The following is a 17,180-nucleotide window of genomic DNA, read 5'->3' as shown; positions in this document are numbered from 1 at the left end:
GTTAGCGCCGCGGCTGCCGCCATGGCTGGAAAAACTGCCGGATCTCGGCACACAGCAGATCAGGCTGCTCCATCGCGGCGAAATGTCCGCCCGCCGGCATCTCGGTCCAATGCACGACGTCGAAGGTTCTTTCGAGCCAGCTGCGCGGCGGACGGTGGATCTCCTTCGGAAAACGAGCGAAGCCCACCGGCGGCGCGACACGTTGCGCTCCTGCGAAGCGCATTGGCTGCAGACGGTTTTCCCAGTACATCTGAATAGACGGGCCGATGCACTGCGTGTGCCAGTAGAGCGAGATATTGGTGAGCAGTTCGTCTTTCGGGAACACCCGTTCGACGTCGCCGGCACAATCGCTCCACGCGCGAAACTTCTCGCCGATCCATGCCGCCAGACCCACCGGCGAATCGTTGAGCGACGCGGCGAGCGTGAGCGGTTTGGTGCCGTGCATATGGGCATAGCCGCCTTCGAGCGCGGCCCACTCGTTTTTCTCCCGCAGATAGGCTTCCTCTGGCGGTGAGAGCGCCTCCTGCTCCGCGCCAATGGCCGGCTCGTACGAACTGGGCAAGAAGTTGAGGTGAATGGCGTCGACGGCCTGCGCATGCCGCGCGGCAAGCGCGATCGACACCCCCGCGCCGAGATCGCCGCCCTGTGCACCGAAGCGCGCATAGCCGAGGCCGTGCATCAGCGAGGCCCACAAGTCCGCCACCTGGAACGAGGACATGCCGGGCCGCGCGGGCGCTTGCGAAAATGCGAAGCCCGGCAGCGACGGCACCACCACGTCGAAGGCGTCAGCGGGATCGCCGCCGTGCGCGCCCGGATCGCACAGCAGGTCTATCAACGTATGGAACTCGAAGAACGAGCCCGGCCAGCCATGCGTGAGCACGAGCGGGTAAGGCGCGGGACCGACGCCACGCCGGTGGACGAAATGCACGCGCTGCCCGTCGACATCGGCCATGAATTGCGGCTGCCGGTTCAGCTTGCGCTCGGCGGCGCGCCAATCGAAATGTCCGGCCCAATACTCGGCCAGATCGCGCAGCCATGCACCGTCCACACCCTGCTGCCAGGCCGGCGATGGCGTGGCCGGCGCCCAGCGTGTTGCGCGAATGCGCCGCCGAAGATCGTCGATGTCGTGATCGGCGATAGCAATCTCAAACGGTTCTATCTGCATGGCGTTGATCCGGTTTAGAGCAATGGATAACGTGCGGCTGCCGTTCAGTCACACGGCTCGCTCGCGATCAGCCGAGCGGGCGCGCACGAAGCAATTCGCATGGTACACAAACGCGCCATTGTGGGTTGGCGCCCCGAAGATTGCCATGCCTGCGGCAAGGTGTTTCGGCGCACGCGCTCGCCAATCGCCGGATAATGGACCTTGCCGTCCTTGCCTTTCATTACCTGCGAAGAGGAGTTTGCCGCGATGTCCGCCCCTGAATCCAAAGTGCCGCGCGTGTTATTGACGAACGACGACGGTATCGACGCCCCCGGTCTCGCCGTGCTCGAAGCGGTGGCCGCCGAACTCGCGCACGAAGTCTGGGTGGTCGCACCCGAGCACGATCAGAGCGGCACATCGCATTCGATCAGCCTGCATTCGCCGCTGCGCGTGAGCCGCCAGGGCGAACGGCGTTTCGGCGTGACCGGCACACCCGGCGATTGCGTCGTGATGGGCGTGCGCCATCTGATGCGCGAAGCGCCGCCTACGCTGGTGCTTTCCGGCATCAATCGCGGTGGCAATCTTGGTGTGGAGACGATGTTCTCAGGCACGGTCGGCGCGGCGATGACCGGCCTGCTGCTTGGGCTGCCGTCCTTCGCGCTGAGCCAGACCTTCAGCAACCGCGACAATGTGCGCTGGGATACGGCACGCGCGCTCGCACCCAATGTGATCCGCCAGTTGCTCGCGATCGGGCTTGCCGCTCCCACCTGCCTGAACATCAACTTTCCCGATGTCGATGCGGCGGCGGCCGGCCCGCTCACGCCGACGCGCCAGGGTGTTGGACTCGTCGAAGATATCGACGTGTTGCCGCACGTCGATCCTCGCGGCATGGCGTATCACTGGTTGCGTTTTCAGCGCGGCGCGCGCGCGAACGATCCCGGCAGCGAAACGGCAGTGGTGGCGTCCGGCCGCGTGTCGGTCACGCCGCTCGCTTTCGATCGTACCGACGAGCCCACCTTCGCGCGACTCGCGGCTTCGCTGACGTAGCCGGCTCTCCGCGCCGCCTCACGGACGTGGCGTGTTGGTCAGACTCGGTGCGCCGGCTGGCCCGGCGGGGTCCGGATTTCCGAAGGCAGGAAGTTTTCCCTCCTCGCGAGCCCGGCCGATTTCCGAGCGCACCTGCGCGCGTGTTTTCGGTGTGGCGTCCAATTGCACCGGCGCGTCCTCGGACGGCGGCGATGGAACCGCCGGTGACGGCGCCGATTGAACGGTCGGCGACGGCGAGGCTGCGGGAGAAGTTGATTCGGCTTGCGGCGCTGACAGAATCGGCGGCAATAGTGGCGGTACAGCGGACACACTGTTTGTGTTCGGCGTGCCTTTCAACTCGACAGGCGTGGCAGAAGATTGATTCGCCACAGCGGGTGTGCGCGCCACCGACGCCTTAGCTCCAGGCGCGCTATGGCCGCTATTGCGATTGAGGCGGGCTACCAGCTTGTCCAACACCTTCTGGTCGTTCGCGTTGTTGCGCGGCGCGCGGTTGGCGGGCGCGCCGTGCACAGCGACGCGGGTTTCATGCGAGTGGCTGTGCCTCGCCTTCGGCGCTGAGGTTCGAAGCGGCGTCGACTGCGGCTGTGCCTGTGCCGCTGGCTTCTTCTCCACTCGCGCGGCCGGCGCCGCACGCTGTCCGGTATCCGTGTGCGCCTGAACGCCGCTATCGTGCCCGTCGAGCTGCGTTTGGGCGGCGGCAAGATCGTTGCGTGGCGGGCTCTGGCGTGCAGCCTGCGGTGCGCCGGCCTTCGTTGCGCCTGCATCGCGACGAGTGACGACCGGGCCCGGCTTAACCACACCGCTCACCATGTTGCCGAGCGTGCGGTTAACCGGCTCGTCGACGTGCACCGGTCCAGCGTCGTCCATCGACAACCAGTGTGTCCCGGACTGCGAGACGAGCGCCACAATCGCAACCGCGCTGACGATGATGCCGGTGACAACGATCTTGCTGGGTTCGCTATGCATGACGTGCCTCTCTTCCAGTCATGAAGCGCGCGTCCGCGGATTCGCAAACGGGTTCGAATTCATCAGAGGGTTCGCGGCGGTCAATTGGATGCAGCCGCAACGGCCGCAAGCCCGGACCGATTGCATCACATGCAAAAGCACGTGCGAACTGGAACTGGAACTGGATGTGCCTATTTTCTATTGATATCCGGCGGGCGTCGAATCGTCCGATAGTGCATAGCCCGTTGTCCGAAAATGCCTACGTGTTTTCACCCATGTGTCAATGCCGGTATTTCTTTTGACATTATTTCGGTATCCGAATTATATGACTGATTGCCGATTGTGCGGCGCAGTGACGGTCGCGGCAACGTTAGTCTTGACCCGTCCGTTTAAAGTCAGGGTGATAGACCTTCACATCATCGACGGCGACGCCCTTGGAGCCGCCGTAGACCGCATCAAACCAGGCAACACACGCAATATTTCCCAGTCAATCTCATCCGCTCGGCGAGCACCGCGACCGTGCCAGCGGGCGGGTTCATGTGTTGGTTTCTACGTCCGTCCACGCGCAAACGTCGCCGGTTTTCAACTGCGGCTGCCCGAGCACAAAAGTCGCGTTTGCCGGTGCGGGTGCTTGCACCTGCTCCGGACCGAAGTTGAATGCGAAGGTCAGATCACCGCGTCGGCGAATGCGCAAGCCGTCGGCTAGCCGTTGCGTCTCGATGCCGGCATCCTGCGCCGCCTGCTGCAAGATCGCGCGGTGCAATCCGTGCGATAACCAACCCGCCACATAGCGAACGCTTCCGCTAGCGAGAACTGCCGGCCACGAATCGTCAAACCGTGCATCGACACGTGTCTCACCATTTGCGCGGACGTGTTCGCGCCAATGCGTCGCGATACCTTGTGTGTCGTCGACGGCAACGGAGGGCGTGAGCGTCGGACGCAGCGTTTCGACTTCGAGCACCTGCATCGGCAGAACGCGTTGCAACGCGCCAGGTGGCAGGCTCGAAGGAATGGCAAAGGTCGTGGTCTTCGAACCGCTCCGCGGACCAAAAACCCATTGCGCCGCACTCTTTTCGATCTGATCGACCAATACGTCGTCGATCACCGCAATGCTCGGCACCACCACCAGCCTGTAAGCCGACAAATCCGCCTTGCTCGACACGATATCCACGTCGAGGCCGAGTTCGCGCAGCGCCTCGTAGTAGTCGAACACCAGCGTCTGATAGTCGAAAGTTTTGCCATGACGCTGAATTTCGAACATCCACTGCGTCTCGTAGTCAAACACGACCGCGGTGGCTGCGCACGCGGGCGCGCCGAGGCCGGACAACGCAATGGACGAAGCGATTTCACGCGCCGCCTGCTGCACTTCGAGGCCACCAGGCGACAGTTCGTTGTTCGGCAAGTTGAGACCCGAATGCATCTGTTCCTGCGCATACGGACACTGACGCCAGCGGAAATACGACACCAGTTCCGCGCCATGTGCGAACGCTTCATATGTCCACAGCCTGACCATGCCCTTCGCCGGAACCGGATTCCACGGCGCCCAGTTCACCGGTCCTGCCTGTTGCTCCATCACCCAGAATCGGCCAGCGCCGATCGCGCGGTAACGGTCGTGATCGAAGGCGGAGACGTCGGGATGCGCGGTGCGTGCGTAACGCGCTTTCTGCTCTTCAGGCAGAGCGATCGATTCCGTGCGTGCGATCGGATAACTGTCCCATGCCGCCACGTCGAGCGCGTTGTCTTCGGCGAAACGGTAATGATCGAAGGTCGTGAAGAAACCCATGAAGTTGTGCAGCAGATCCGCCTCGGGTGCATGCTCACGCAGCACGTCGATCTGCTCGCGATGGAAGCTCGCCACCTCGTCCGACATGAAGCGGCGGAAATCGAGCAGATGGATCGGATTCGCATCTGTGGGCGTGAGATTAGGCAGGCCGATAGCCTCGAACGACGGGTACTCCATGCTCCAGAACACGTTGCCCCACGTGTCGTTCAACACCTCGACGCGCTCGTAACGATGTCGCAACCACGTCTGAAAACGCGTTAATGCAGCGCTCGAATAGCTCGGCACGGTCTCGTGGCAGCCGAGTTCGTTATCAGTCTGCCATGCGACGATAGACGGATGCCTTCCGTAGCGCTCCGCCATCGCGGTGACAATGCGCACGCATTCGCGCCGATAGGTTTCGCTGGAAATATCGTAGTGGCGACGCGAGCCGAAATTCCAGCGCACGCCGTCCGCACGCACAGGCAACACGTCCGGGTGCGCGTCGATCAGCCACTTCGGCGGCGAGGCCGTCGGTGTGCCCAGCACGAGTTTCAGCCCCGCGGCCGCCAGCGTCCCGATGGCTTCGTCGAGCCAGCCCCAGGTGAATTCGCCGGCCTGTGGTTCCATCCGGCTCCACGCGAATTCGGCGATACGAACATGCGTGATGCCGAGTTCGACCATACGTTTTGCATCGTCGGCCCACATCGAACGCGGCCATTGTTCCGGGTAGTAGCAAACACCAAGTTGCATGAGAAAGTCTCTTTGTCAGATGACGGCAAACTGCGCGATCAGCCCTTGCTTGCACCAAAAGTCAGGCCGGCGACGAAATGCTTCTGCATCAGGAAGAACATCAGCACCGAGGGCAAGGCGGCGAGCACCGAGCCGGCGGCAACCAGATTCCATGCCGTCGTCCACTGGCCTTTAAGCGCGGCGACACCCACGGTGATCGGCGCGGCCTCATCGCCCTGCGTGAGGCACAGCGCCCAGAAGTAGTCGTTCCAGACAAACGTGAACACAAGGATGCCGAGCGCGGCGAGCGCGGGCCGGATCAGCGGCAGCACGATGCGCCAATAGATCGTCCATTCACGGGCCCCTTCCACGCGCGCCGCCTCGATCATCTCGAACGGCAACTGCTTGATAAAGTTGCGCAGAAACAGCGTGCAAAACCCGGTCTGAAACGACACATGAAAGATCACCAGCGCCCACACGCTATTGAAGAGCCCCACTTTCAGCGCCATGTCGCGCACCGGGATCATCAGAATCTGGATCGGTACGAAGTTGCCGGCCACAAACGCGAACAGCACGGCGGTGTTGCCCGGGAAGCGGTAGGTCGCGAGAGCAAACCCCGCCATCGACGCCAGCGCGATCGCGCCGATCACCGACGGTACCGTAATCAGCACGCTATTGGCGAAGTAGTGAAGCATCGGCGTTTGCGTAAGCGCCGTGCCGTAGTTTTCGATCAGCGCGAAATGCCTGGGCCAGCCCCAGTAGTCGCCCTGCGACAACTCATCCGACGAGCGGATCGACGTGACGAGCACTGCCAGCATGGGCAGCAGCCAGATCAGCAGCGCGAGCGGCAACGAGGCTTTATAGAACGCGCGATTGAACGGTTTCCAGCGTTCGACGGGAAGTGGATACATAACACGTGACTCCTGGAAATCAGCGTTCTTCGCGCAGCATGCGGCGCAGATGAAACACGATGTAGACGAGCATGATGGCGAACAGCACGACGGCTATCGCCGCGGAATAACCTTCGCGGTAATACTTGATCGCCTGGTCGTACATGTAATAAGCGAGCACGGTCGAGCTATCGAAGGGACCGCCGCCGCTCATCACCGCGATCAGGTCGAAGCTGCGCAGCGCGCCGATCACGGTCAGCACCACGGCCATGAACGTGGCGGGCCGTAGTTGCGGAAGGATCACGTGCCATAGCAGACGCACGCCCTTTGCGCCTTCCATGCGCGCCGCCTCGACCACTTCCGGATTGATGCCCGTCAGACCGGTGAGATACAGCACCATGCAGAACGGCGTCTGTGGCCACAGCGCGGCGAAGATGATGCCGAAAGTCACCGTATGCGGATCGCCGAGCACGGGAATGCCGTGACCGACGATCAGACGCAGCAAGCCGAAAGCGGGATCGTAGAACCAGCCGAACACGAGACCGACCACCACGCCGGACAGCACGAATGGCGCGAAAAACAGCGACTTCACGACCCGCATGCCACGGATATGCTGGTTCAGATAGAGCGCGAACAGCAGCCCGAGCGGCGGCGCCAACAGGAACAGCGCGAGCCAGATCAGGTTGTTCTTGAGCGCCGTATAGAAGGTATCGGCATGGAACAGTTCGATGTAGTTATCGAGGCCCGCAAACGTCTTCGGCGTCATGCCGTCCCAGTTGTAGAAGCTGAGCGAAATGCTGCTGATGATCGGATAGACCACGCACAGGCAAAACAACGCACAACCCGGCAACAGGAACAAAAGCGCCGCGCAGTGCTGATGACGGCGCGTCGTAGAGACGTGCCGGTGCCGCGCCGCGGGTAGGCGGCGCGCTACGGAATGAGACATGATCGGGCCTCGTCGGAGATCGAAGGCGCGTGTCAGCGGTTGCTGCTCTGCTGACACGCCGGGGCTTACTTCTTGTAGATGCGCTTGCGGGTCGCTTCGAGGCTGACGAGCACGGCGTCGAGTTGCGACGGATCGCTGTAGAACTGCTGCATCGCCTTCATGCCTTCGTCGGCCATTTCCTTCTGCATGTCGCGATCATAGAACTGCGCGATGCCGCCTCTCGTGTTCGCCAGCGTCTGGAAGCCGACTTTCGAAATCGCGTTTTCAGGTTCAGTCGCCTGGCTGTTCGACGGCAACTGCCCCCAGCCCTTCGCCAGATCGGCATTGATCTGCGGCTGCTCCATGAAGGCCAGCAGTTTGCGGGCATCGGCCTTGTTCTTCGCTTTCGCGGGAATCAGCAGCACATTCACAGGACCATCCTCGGCGATCGGCACATTGGCATCGATCACCGGAAAACGGAAGTACCCCGTCTCGGCTCTGATGGGGGCCGGGATGAGTGCGGAGAAGAACGTACCCATAAGCATCATCGCGCCCTTCCCATTCACGAGGAGCGGTGTGGTCGCATCGAGGTCATAGGCCAACGCGTTATCAATGAAATAGTGATCGTCGATCAACTTTTTCCACGCGGTGAAGACGTTTTTGACACGGGCGTCCGTATACGGGACTTCGCCTGACATCAGCTTCTCGTGGAAGGCGTAGCCGTTAATGCGCAGGTCGAGATAGTCGAACCACGCCGCCAGGGTCCAGCTGTCGCGTGCGCCGACGACAATCGGCGCGACCCCGCTTTCCTTCAGCTTCTTGCAGGCGTCGAGAAATTCACCCCACGTTTTCGGTTCACCCTTGATACCGGCCTTCTCGAACAGATCCTTGCGATAGAAGAAGCCGTAGGCGTCGTAGCCGAGCGGCGCTGCGTACTGCTTGCCCTGATACGTCGATGCTTCTTTCACCGACGCATATTGCTGCGACCAGCCATTCTTGTTCCAGTCGGATGACAGGTCCTCAAGCAGACCACGCTGCGCGTAATACGCCATGCGCTCGCCAGCGTTCCACGAGACGACATCGGGCGGATCGGTGGCGAGCCAGCCGCCTATCTGCACCTTGTATGCATCATCTGCAATGTAGGTCACTCTGAGATCGACATCGGGGTTGGCTTTCTTGAACTTGTCGAACGCATCCTGCCAGGTCGCGCGTTGATTGCCGCGCGCCGATACGTTGACGCTCAGCGTGGCCGCGTCGGCCGCGGCGCAACAGAGTGCGCCGGCGACCACGGCGGCCGCAGTCGACGCGTATGCCAGACGGCGAAGGCGAAGAGAAATCATCTTATGTCTCCTTGACTACCTTGTTGGCTGACAGCGACTCGCTGCCAGACGATGTACCCGCTCTGTGGCGGAATAGGGTTTGGTGAATCCGGTGGTGCTGCAGGTGCCTTAAGCGGCGACCCGCTCGGGCTCGAACGTGCTACGCCGCAGCGCGACACCTTCCGCATCGAACAGATGACACGCCGAAGGCGGAACGTGAACGCTGATGTGCTCGCCTGGAACAATCGGCGTATCGCCGGGCGCTTTCGCGACGAGCGGGCCGGCTGCGTGATCCGCGTGGATATAGCTGTGTTCGCCGAGCCGTTCCGACAACACGGTGACGCACTGAATGGACTGCCCGCCGCCGCCAAGCCGCAGATGTTCCGGGCGCACGCCAAGCGTGACCGGCTGGCCGCGCTGCAGCCGCTGGCCATCGACATGCGCAACCAGCCGCTCGCCGGTTTTCGCCAGTGTCACAGTCACACTGTCCGCGCTTGCCGAGTCGGCAACGGCATCGATGAAATTCATTCGCGGCGAGCCGATGAAACCCGCGACGAAGCGCGACCTCGGATGGTGATATAGCTCGAGCGGCGCCCCGGTCTGCGCAATGCTGCCGAAACGCTCGGCGTCCGCGCCTGCATGGAGCAATACGATCCGGTCAGCAAGCGTCATCGCCTCGACCTGATCGTGGGTCACGTAGACCACGCTCGCGTTTGCGAAGCGCTGGTGTAGCCGTGCAATTTCCACACGCGTCTGGCCGCGCAGCGCAGCATCGAGATTCGACAGCGGTTCGTCGAACAGGAACACGCCGGGTTCGCGTACGATGGCCCGGCCGATTGCGACGCGCTGCCTTTGCCCGCCCGAGAGTGCTTTGGGAAAACGATCAAGGTAACTGTCCAGTTGCAGGATCCGCGCGGCTTCGTGCACCTTCCGGTCGATGACGTCCTTTGGCTGCTTCGCGAGCTTCAGGCCGAACGCCATGTTGTCGAACACACTCATGTGCGGAAACAGTGCGTAGCTCTGGAATACCATCGCGACACCGCGCGCAGCGGCCGGCACGTCGTTCACGAGACGCCCGCCAATATGCAGCTCGCCTTCGCTCAGGTCTTCGAGACCGGCGATCATCCTCAGAAGGGTCGACTTCCCGCAGCCGGATGGCCCGAGAAAAACACAAAACTCGTGCTCCGCGATCTCGAGATTCACGCGTCGGATCACCGGCGGATGATCCCCATATGACTTCTGCACGTTCGCGAGATGGATTGTGGCCATGCTGCCTCCCGATTTAATCGTTTAAATATTCTCGAAAAAAAATGGGCCTACCCCTGTGCAGCGGGTATTTAATCGATTAAATTGACGGCTCGTCAAACGACGCATGATTCTGTCTCCTGTGTGTTTGGACGCAACATAGCAAACGTCGCGGGACAGTTGCAACATTTGAATCGACGTCCCCGAATATGGGATAAAAATCATGATCACCTTATCCGAAGTCGCTAAACGCGCGCAGGTTACCGCTGCGACGGTTTCCAACGTTCTGCGCAATCGCGAGAAGGTCCACCCGGAGACTGCCGAACGCGTGCTGAAGGCGATCGCCGAGCTCGGCTACCGGCCGAACCTGAACGCGCGTGCGCTGAAAAAGGGCCGCTCGTCGACTTTGGCGTTGATGTTGTCGAACATCGCGAACCCCTTCTATCCCGAGTTCGTGCTGGCGGCCGAGCGCGCAGCGCGCAGCGCGGGGCACTTCCTGTTGGTGTGCAATACGGACGACGATGCGAAGGTCGGTCAGGCATATCTGAACCAGATTGCGGGAACGTTTGCCGATGGCGTCCTCGTCATGAACACGGATATCGCGTTCAACGAGTTCTGCACTTCAACAATGCAGAGCGTGCCAATCCTGCTAACGATGTGGGAACGCCCTGAGGCGCCACCTGCGCTGCCGTGCATTGCCGTGGACTTCGCCCGTGCGGGCGCGCTTGCCGCTGCACATCTGCTCGAACTGGGTCATCGCGACATTGGCATGCTGATCGGCGACGGTTGCGGCGGCTTGCAGAATGCGCGCTCCGATGGCTTTCTCGCGGTGCTACGCGCGGCCGGCATCGAAACCGACGCCGCTGCTGTGCTGCAGATACGCGACTCGATCGACGCCGGCTACGCTGCCTGCATGCAACTGATGGCAAACAGGCCGCAGCTAACCGCGATCTTCGCGACCAATGATCTGCTCGCGATCGGCGCGGCGCAGGCCCTGATCACCCTTCGCCGTACTGTGCCGGATGATGTGTCGGTCATCGGTATCACTGACATTCAACTGGCACATCAGGTGCACCCGGCGTTGACGACGGTTGCGATCCAGACCGCAGCCGTTGCTGAGCTGTCAGTCGACCGGCTCATTCGCCTCATCCAGACGCCCGACCAGCAGCCGTCGATGGTGCTTGCTCCACCGCCCGAGCTTGTCGTGCGCGCTTCGACGGGCCCACGGCGTGCAGCATCAAGTTGAGCCGGTCGATCTCCGACAGTACGACGTCGATGGTTGCGCTGGAAGGCAACCTGACTGTCGCAGATGGACAATCGTGTGCGGTCCGCCAGTTAGATTGGAGCCATATGGCATTTCGTCCCCCCTTGGCAAGAGCTGCCTTGATTCCCGTTCTTTGCACCGTGATGCTCGGCGGATGCATCGTCGCGACGCAGCACGATAGCAACGTGACTCGTTCATCTCAATCACGCACGGACGCGCAGCCGAAGCCTGCGCCCGGCACCCGCATGGCCGGAGCACCTTTTGTTCACCCCGGCCTGCTGCATACGGAGCGCGATTTCTCGCGCATGCGCGAGAACGTCGCCGCGCGGCGGCACCCGTGGTTCGACGGCTGGCAGCGCCTGGTTGCCAACCGGCATGCGTCGCTCGACTGGAAGCCGAATCCGCAGCCGGCCATCTATCGAGGACGCAACCCCGACCACGCAGAGAATTACGCCACGCTCTTCAACGATGCCGCTGCGGCCTACGCGCTTGCACTTCGGTGGAAGATCACCGGCGACGACGCCTACGCGCAACACGCCATAGAAGTCCTGAATGCGTGGTCACGCACGCTGACGATGATCGGTGGCAGTTCCGACAAGTTCCTGGCTTCCGGTATTTACGGCTACCAGCTGGCAAACGCCGGCGAAATCCTGCGCACGTCGCCACTGTGGCGCGCCGACGATTTCCGGCGCTTCCAGTCGATGATGCTCGGCGTGTTCTATCCGATGAACCACGACTTCCTGACTCGGCACAACGGAGCAAAGATCGACCACTACTGGGCAAACTGGGATCTCGCTAACATGGCATCGATGCTGGCAATCGGTGTCCTGACCGACCGTCACGACGTGTATGAGGAAGCAGTCGACTACTTCAAGCATGGCGCCGGCAACGGTTCAATCGAACACGTGGTGTGGAAGCTGTATCCGGATGGGCTGGGTCAGGTGCAGGAAAGCGGGCGCGACCAGGGGCATACCATGCTCGATATCGCACTGCTCGGGGCGTTCTGCCAGATGGCCTGGAGCCAGGGAGACGATCTTTACGGATATGACGACAACCGGTTCCTGCGTGGAGCGGAATACGCCGCCCGATACAACCTCGGGAATGACGTGCCTTACACGCAATACACGAACAGCGACGTCACGCAGCCCGTCATCTCGCCGAATTCGCGCGGTGACGGGCGTCCGATCTGGGCACTCGTCTACAACCACTACGTTGTGCTCAAAGGGCTATCCGTGCCGGACGTCGAGGCTTTTGCCCGCAAGGTCGCTCCGGAAGGCGGCGGTGGCGACTACGGTCCCAACAGCGGCGGCTTCGATCAACTGGGATATGGGACGTTGACATATACGCTTAAATGACGGCCAGCGTCTCACGCAGATTGTCCGGTACGGCGTGGCTGGCATAGCAGGAGGCGTGACTGCGTTTATCGAGCATGCCCTTCGCATAGCAGTTTGAAGCGCTCCGCAATTTATGCGATGCTAGCCTCGCCCCAGCAATCGTAAGAAGAAACCGTGGGCGTGAGGCAGACCAATCCTGTTGTCCATTCCTCCGGAGGAGACATGATTGAGTCAACGCAATTGCCCCGCATCAACCACGCCGGCGCGGCATGCCGTGCTTCGGCGCGCGCCACTGAACCTGCCAGGCTGCGCCGCATCGCCGCCGCATCAAGCTTCGTTTTCCTGATCAATCTCGCCGGCGTCTGCCACGCCGACACCCAGCTTGGCGCCCCGCTTCCGCCCGCGCCCGACAAGCTCTACGGCGATCTGTTCGTGGCCGTGCAAACCGCCCAGATCTATCCGGATCAGAAAACCTTCGTCGACGCGACGCCGAACGCCGACCCCGCCGCGATCGTGCAACTCTACGAACAGCAGAAGAACAATCCCGGCTTTTCGCTGTCGGCTTTCGTCAACCAGTACTTCACGCCGCCGAGCGAGCCAGTCATTACGCCGCCCGCCAATCAGACGCTGCGCGAACACATCAACTGGCTATGGCCCGCGCTGACCCGCACCACCACGAGCGCACCGCCGAACAGTTCGCTGATTCCGCTGCCGAAACCCTATGTGGTGCCGGGCGGGCGCTTCCGCGAAGGCTACTACTGGGACACGTACTTCACGATGCTGGGACTGCAGGAGTCCGGCAACGAAAATCTCGTCGACGACATGCTTGACAACTTCGCGTACGAGATCAACACCTTCGGCCATATTCCCAACGGCAATCGCACCTACTATCTCGACCGCTCGCAGCCGCCGTTCTTCTCGCACATGGTGGCACTCGCGGAGAAAGCGGAAGGCCGCAGCGTGTATCAGAAGTATCTGCCGGCACTGCGCAAGGAATACGCGTACTGGATGCAAGGCGAAAGCACCACGCAGCCCGGCTCGGCCACGCGCAATGTCGTGGTGATGCCGGATGGCACGGTGCTCAACCGCTACTGGGACGAACTCGATACGCCACGCGACGAATCGTATCTGGAGGATATCCAGACCGCGCAACAGGCCACCGGCCGCAATCCGAATGACGTCTACCGCAATCTGCGGGCGACCGCCGAAAGCGGTTGGGATTTCAGCTCGCGCTGGTTCGGCGACAACATGACGCTCGCCAGCGTGCGCACCACGTCGATCATTCCGGTCGACCTGAACAGCCTGATGTTCCATCTGGAGGTCACTATCGCCAAGGGTTGTGCGGAGACGCGCGATTTCCGCTGCGTCGGCGAATTCGCGCAACGCGCGGCGAAACGCGCGCTCGGCATCAACCGCTACTTGTGGAATGCCAACGGCTACTACGGCGACTATGACTGGGAGCTCGCCAAACCACGCGACAACAAGACCGCCGCCATGGTGTTTCCGCTATTCGTCGGCGCGGCGTGGCCCGAGCGCGCGCAACGCACGGCGCAACAGGTCCGCTCCACCTTGTTGCAACCTGGCGGCCTCGTCACGACAACCTACAACACGACGCAGCAATGGGACGCGCCGAACGGCTGGGCGCCGTTGCATTGGGTGGCGATCCGGGGCTTGAAACGTTATGGCCAGGACGCGTTGGCGCAGCAGATCGGCACGCGCTTTCTTACCGACGTCAAAGGTGTCTACGCGACGGACAAGAAGCTGGTCGAGAAATACGTGGTGGAAGGCGCGGGCACCGGCGGCGGGGGCGGCGGGGAATATCCGTTGCAGGACGGCTTCGGCTGGACCAATGGCGTGACGCTCAATCTGCTCGACCTGTATAGCCCGGGCGAGTAAGTACGCGCGGCTGGCGGCGTTGCCGGCGGGTGGAGCACGGTCATCCAGACCCGAACATCCACCCGCCAAGTTTGTGTTGCCTGTCTTGCCGGGGGCGAGCCGGCGCGCACCGCGCGTGAACGCCCTTCAGATCAATCCGACCTTGCCGGTCTCCAGGTCGTACACGCCACCCACCACCTTGACTTTGCCGCTTTTCACGTATTGTCCGATGAGCGGCTTGGACACCATCAGGCGATTGGCATTGAGCCTGACGTTTTCTACGGTGGCCTGCATGACCAGATCCGCGCCATGATTCGCGCTGGCGATCTGCACGGCCGGCCGGAGCGAGCGCACCAGGTCCGGAAGATGACCAGGCAAAACGGTGCCCTCCTTCACCACCTTGACCGCGGCGATCATCGCGCCGCACTGCGTATGGCCGAGCACCATGATGAGCGGCACGCCCAGAAACTCGACGCCATACTCGAGGCTCGCAAGAATGTCGTCGTTGACGAAATTGCCGGCCACGCGCACCACGAACAGATCGCCCGGCCCCTGATCGAAGGCCAGCTCCGGTCCCACGCGCGAATCCGCGCAGCCTACGATCGCCGCGATCGGATATTGCGCCACGGCACGCGCCGCGCGGTCGGCGGAATAGTCCTTGTTTTCGGGGGCATTCGCGACATAGCGGGCGTTGCCCTGCATCAGCCGGCCGAGCGCTTCGTCCGGCGGAATCGAGTTCGGCGCGTGAGCGCCGGGCGGGCCGGCGGCAAGTGCGCCGCGTTGCGGCCATGCCGCCAGCGCGATCGACGAAACACCGGCCAGCAGCACATTGCGCCGCGTGGGGGAAGACAGATGATGCTCACACATGGCTCGTCTCCTGATGGAGTTGAACCCCCTGTATCCGCGCGAATGGGACGTGCTGCGCGCTCCACGGCGAACCTGCGATGCCGGTCCGTTTCACCGTGCCATGGTTGTGTCACGCCACGCCGAGTATTGTCAGCAACGCCTTCGCCGCCGCCTCCGAAGAAGCCGGATTCTGCCCTGTGACCAGCGTCCCGGAGACCTCCACGTGCGACTGCCAGTCCGGGCCCTTCGAATACCGCCCACCGTTGTTCTTCAGCATGTCTTCGACGAGGAACGGCACGACCTCGGTAAGGCCAACGGCCGCCTCCTCCGAATTGGTAAAGCCGGTGACAGGCTTGTCGCGCACCAGCGGCGCGCCATCGGGCGCCTTCGTATGACGAAACACCGCGGGCGCATGACACACCGCGCCGACCGGTTTGCCCGCGGCATGGAAAGCCTCGATCAGATCGATCGAATGGGTGTCTTCGGCGAGATCCCAGAGCGGTCCGTGACCGCCGGGATAAAACACCGCGTCATGGTCCGCGGCGGAGACGCTCGCGAGTTTCACGGTGTTCGCAAGCGCCGCTTGCGCCTCCGGGTCGTTTCTGAACCGCAGGGTGGCTTCCGTCTGCGCGTCGGGCTCGTCGCTCTTGGGGTCGAGCGGCGGCTGGCCGCCCTTGGGTGACGCAAGCGTCGTCTGAACGCCGGCATCCCTGAACACGTAATACGGCGCGGCAAACTCTTCGAGCCAGAAACCGGTTTTCTTGCCGGTATTGCCGAGCTGATCGTGCGACGTCAATACCACGAGGATATTCATGTCCACCTCACGAGCAGGTTCGATTCACGTTGCAACATGCCACGGCGAACGGCTGGCGCAGCCGGGCGCTCTGGCAGTATAGGCGGCTGCGCGCCGCGTTACACGGCAAATACGTCCGGATTGTCCAGCAAGGGCACGAAGTTCCCCGTGCGCCCGTCTAGCGCGAGCATGACGCCGCTTTCGATGTCGAAGATCCAGCCGTGCAGGTTCAGGGTCTTGTGCGTCAGCCCGACCGCCACCGAAGGATGCGTGCGAATGTTCGCGAGTTGCGCAATCACGTTGTCCTTCACCAGGGCTTCGAGACACTCGGCTGGCGAATGGTAGGTTCGTGAAGCGTTGATAGCCTTGGCGGCATCCGCGTGACGCAGCCACCCTGCCACCGCCGGCAGATGGTCCAGGTTCATGCAGGTGGAGATCGCAGTCATCGCGCCGCAATTCGAATGGCCGCAGATCACGATATCCCGCACGCCCAATACGGCCACCGCATACTCGACGGTGGCCGACACCCCGCCCGGCTCCGGACCGTACGACGGGACGATGTTGCCCGCATTGCGGATCACGAACAGCGCGCCCGGCTCGGTCTGCGTCAGCAGCTCCGGCACGACGCGGCTGTCCGAGCAGGTCACGAACAGTGTGCTGGGACTTTGCGACGTCGACAAACGCTTGAACAAGGCGCTTTGCTGCGGGAAGACGTCACGTTGAAAGCGGATGAGACCCTCGATGATTTCCTGCACGGTGTTCTCCGGATAGTTGAAGAACGCATTGGCAGTGCCGGCGAAACCATGAGTCGAGGCATGCATGCGTTTTGTTGGCGGGACTATACCGCAGCCTTGCCGTCGACGGCCATGCCTCGCCGAACCGAACCGAACCGAACCGAAGCGACGGTTACGACACCATACGCCATCGGCCGGGGCATCGGGTAGGGTGAGGGGTCACCCCCTCAGCCCTCCCACACCACCGTACGTGCGGTTCCGCATACGGCGGTTCATCAAGAACGCTGGAGGCGTTGCTGGGTGTCCAGCATCGAAACAAGCCCCTGTC

At 62.2% G+C, this 17,180-nt stretch carries 14 protein-coding genes; 4 read left to right on the top strand and 10 right to left on the bottom strand.

What is annotated here, in order from left to right:
• Nucleotide 1: 1 nt before the first annotated feature.
• Nucleotides 2–1,165, bottom strand: a complete 1,164-nt coding sequence (locus A6V37_RS31600) for an epoxide hydrolase family protein (protein ID WP_064264823.1) — start codon at nt 1,163–1,165, stop codon at nt 2–4.
• 246 nt (nt 1,166–1,411) lie between these two features.
• Here A6V37_RS31600 and surE point away from each other — a divergent pair, with 246 nt between their 5' ends.
• Nucleotides 1,412–2,191, top strand: coding sequence for a 5'/3'-nucleotidase SurE (surE, locus tag A6V37_RS31595; RefSeq protein WP_064264822.1), 780 nt, complete (start codon nt 1,412–1,414; stop codon nt 2,189–2,191).
• Between the two features lie 18 nt (nt 2,192–2,209).
• Here surE and A6V37_RS31590 read toward each other — a convergent pair whose 3' ends face one another.
• The 6 genes from A6V37_RS31590 to A6V37_RS31560 form a co-directional block, all read right to left on the bottom strand.
• Nucleotides 2,210–3,157 (bottom strand): hypothetical protein, encoded by a 948-nt coding sequence (locus A6V37_RS31590; protein WP_064264821.1) that lies wholly within the window; start codon nt 3,155–3,157, stop codon nt 2,210–2,212.
• A gap of 514 nt (nt 3,158–3,671) precedes the next feature.
• Nucleotides 3,672–5,648 (bottom strand): beta-galactosidase, encoded by a 1,977-nt coding sequence (locus A6V37_RS31580; protein WP_064264819.1) that lies wholly within the window; start codon nt 5,646–5,648, stop codon nt 3,672–3,674.
• A 38-nt stretch (nt 5,649–5,686) separates the two neighbouring features.
• Nucleotides 5,687–6,538: a carbohydrate ABC transporter permease gene (locus A6V37_RS31575; protein ID WP_064264818.1), complete on the bottom strand. Its 852-nt coding sequence runs from the start codon at nt 6,536–6,538 to the stop codon at nt 5,687–5,689.
• 19 nt (nt 6,539–6,557) lie between these two features.
• The gene (locus tag A6V37_RS31570; protein WP_064264817.1) at nt 6,558–7,463 is read right to left on the bottom strand and encodes a carbohydrate ABC transporter permease; all 906 of its coding nucleotides are present in this window, start codon (nt 7,461–7,463) and stop codon (nt 6,558–6,560) included.
• Nucleotides 7,464–7,528: 65 nt separating this feature from the next.
• A complete protein-coding gene (locus A6V37_RS31565; RefSeq protein WP_064264816.1) occupies nt 7,529–8,782 on the bottom strand; it encodes an ABC transporter substrate-binding protein in 1,254 nt (417 codons plus the stop codon).
• Nucleotides 8,783–8,890: 108 nt separating this feature from the next.
• A complete protein-coding gene (locus tag A6V37_RS31560) occupies nt 8,891–10,030 on the bottom strand; it encodes an ABC transporter ATP-binding protein (protein WP_064264815.1) in 1,140 nt (379 codons plus the stop codon).
• A 199-nt stretch (nt 10,031–10,229) separates the two neighbouring features.
• Between A6V37_RS31560 and A6V37_RS31555 the strand changes: the two genes are divergently transcribed.
• The 3 genes from A6V37_RS31555 to treA all read left to right on the top strand — a co-directional run bounded on the left by A6V37_RS31555 (nt 10,230) and on the right by treA (nt 14,500).
• Nucleotides 10,230–11,252 carry a LacI family DNA-binding transcriptional regulator gene (locus A6V37_RS31555; RefSeq protein WP_064264814.1) on the top strand — a complete coding sequence of 341 codons (1,023 nt, stop codon included), beginning with the start codon at nt 10,230–10,232 and terminating at the stop codon, nt 11,250–11,252.
• A gap of 203 nt (nt 11,253–11,455) precedes the next feature.
• Nucleotides 11,456–12,625: an alginate lyase family protein gene (locus A6V37_RS31550; protein ID WP_064265028.1), complete on the top strand. Its 1,170-nt coding sequence runs from the start codon at nt 11,456–11,458 to the stop codon at nt 12,623–12,625.
• A gap of 201 nt (nt 12,626–12,826) precedes the next feature.
• Entirely contained in the window at nt 12,827–14,500 is a 1,674-nt protein-coding gene (gene treA / locus A6V37_RS31545; protein ID WP_100249316.1) for an alpha,alpha-trehalase TreA, read from the top strand.
• A gap of 126 nt (nt 14,501–14,626) precedes the next feature.
• Here the strand turns inward: treA and A6V37_RS31540 are convergent, their stop codons facing one another.
• The 3 genes from A6V37_RS31540 to A6V37_RS31530 form a co-directional block, all read right to left on the bottom strand.
• Complete coding sequence (locus A6V37_RS31540; RefSeq protein ID WP_064264813.1) at nt 14,627–15,346, bottom strand: carbonic anhydrase; 720 nt, start codon at nt 15,344–15,346, stop codon at nt 14,627–14,629.
• Between the two features lie 109 nt (nt 15,347–15,455).
• A complete protein-coding gene (locus A6V37_RS31535) occupies nt 15,456–16,139 on the bottom strand; it encodes a type 1 glutamine amidotransferase domain-containing protein (RefSeq protein ID WP_064264812.1) in 684 nt (227 codons plus the stop codon).
• A gap of 98 nt (nt 16,140–16,237) precedes the next feature.
• Complete coding sequence (locus A6V37_RS31530; RefSeq protein WP_064265026.1) at nt 16,238–16,873, bottom strand: carbonic anhydrase; 636 nt, start codon at nt 16,871–16,873, stop codon at nt 16,238–16,240.
• Nucleotides 16,874–17,180: the final 307 nt, after the last annotated feature.

The organism is Paraburkholderia ginsengiterrae, assembly GCF_001645125.1.
GTDB lineage: Bacteria > Pseudomonadota > Gammaproteobacteria > Burkholderiales > Burkholderiaceae > Paraburkholderia > Paraburkholderia ginsengiterrae.
The sequence above is the reverse complement of the archived record's forward strand: the minus strand, read 5'-3'. Positions and strand labels throughout refer to the sequence as shown.

Bases quoted from the DNA above. Each gene is read 5' to 3' on its own strand.
- A6V37_RS31600 (WP_064264823.1), bottom strand. From the start codon at position 1,165: ATGCAGATAGAACCGTTTGAGATTGCTATCGCCGATCACGACATCGAC.
- surE (WP_064264822.1), top strand. From the start codon at position 1,412: ATGTCCGCCCCTGAATCCAAAGTGCCGCGCGTGTTATTGACGAACGAC.
- A6V37_RS31590 (WP_064264821.1), bottom strand. From the start codon at position 3,157: ATGCATAGCGAACCCAGCAAGATCGTTGTCACCGGCATCATCGTCAGC.
- A6V37_RS31580 (WP_064264819.1), bottom strand. From the start codon at position 5,648: ATGCAACTTGGTGTTTGCTACTACCCGGAACAATGGCCGCGTTCGATG.
- A6V37_RS31575 (WP_064264818.1), bottom strand. From the start codon at position 6,538: ATGTATCCACTTCCCGTCGAACGCTGGAAACCGTTCAATCGCGCGTTC.
- A6V37_RS31570 (WP_064264817.1), bottom strand. From the start codon at position 7,463: ATGTCTCATTCCGTAGCGCGCCGCCTACCCGCGGCGCGGCACCGGCAC.
- A6V37_RS31565 (WP_064264816.1), bottom strand. From the start codon at position 8,782: ATGATTTCTCTTCGCCTTCGCCGTCTGGCATACGCGTCGACTGCGGCC.
- A6V37_RS31560 (WP_064264815.1), bottom strand. From the start codon at position 10,030: ATGGCCACAATCCATCTCGCGAACGTGCAGAAGTCATATGGGGATCAT.
- A6V37_RS31555 (WP_064264814.1), top strand. From the start codon at position 10,230: ATGATCACCTTATCCGAAGTCGCTAAACGCGCGCAGGTTACCGCTGCG.
- treA (WP_100249316.1), top strand. From the start codon at position 12,827: ATGATTGAGTCAACGCAATTGCCCCGCATCAACCACGCCGGCGCGGCA.
- A6V37_RS31540 (WP_064264813.1), bottom strand. From the start codon at position 15,346: ATGTGTGAGCATCATCTGTCTTCCCCCACGCGGCGCAATGTGCTGCTG.
- A6V37_RS31535 (WP_064264812.1), bottom strand. From the start codon at position 16,139: ATGAATATCCTCGTGGTATTGACGTCGCACGATCAGCTCGGCAATACC.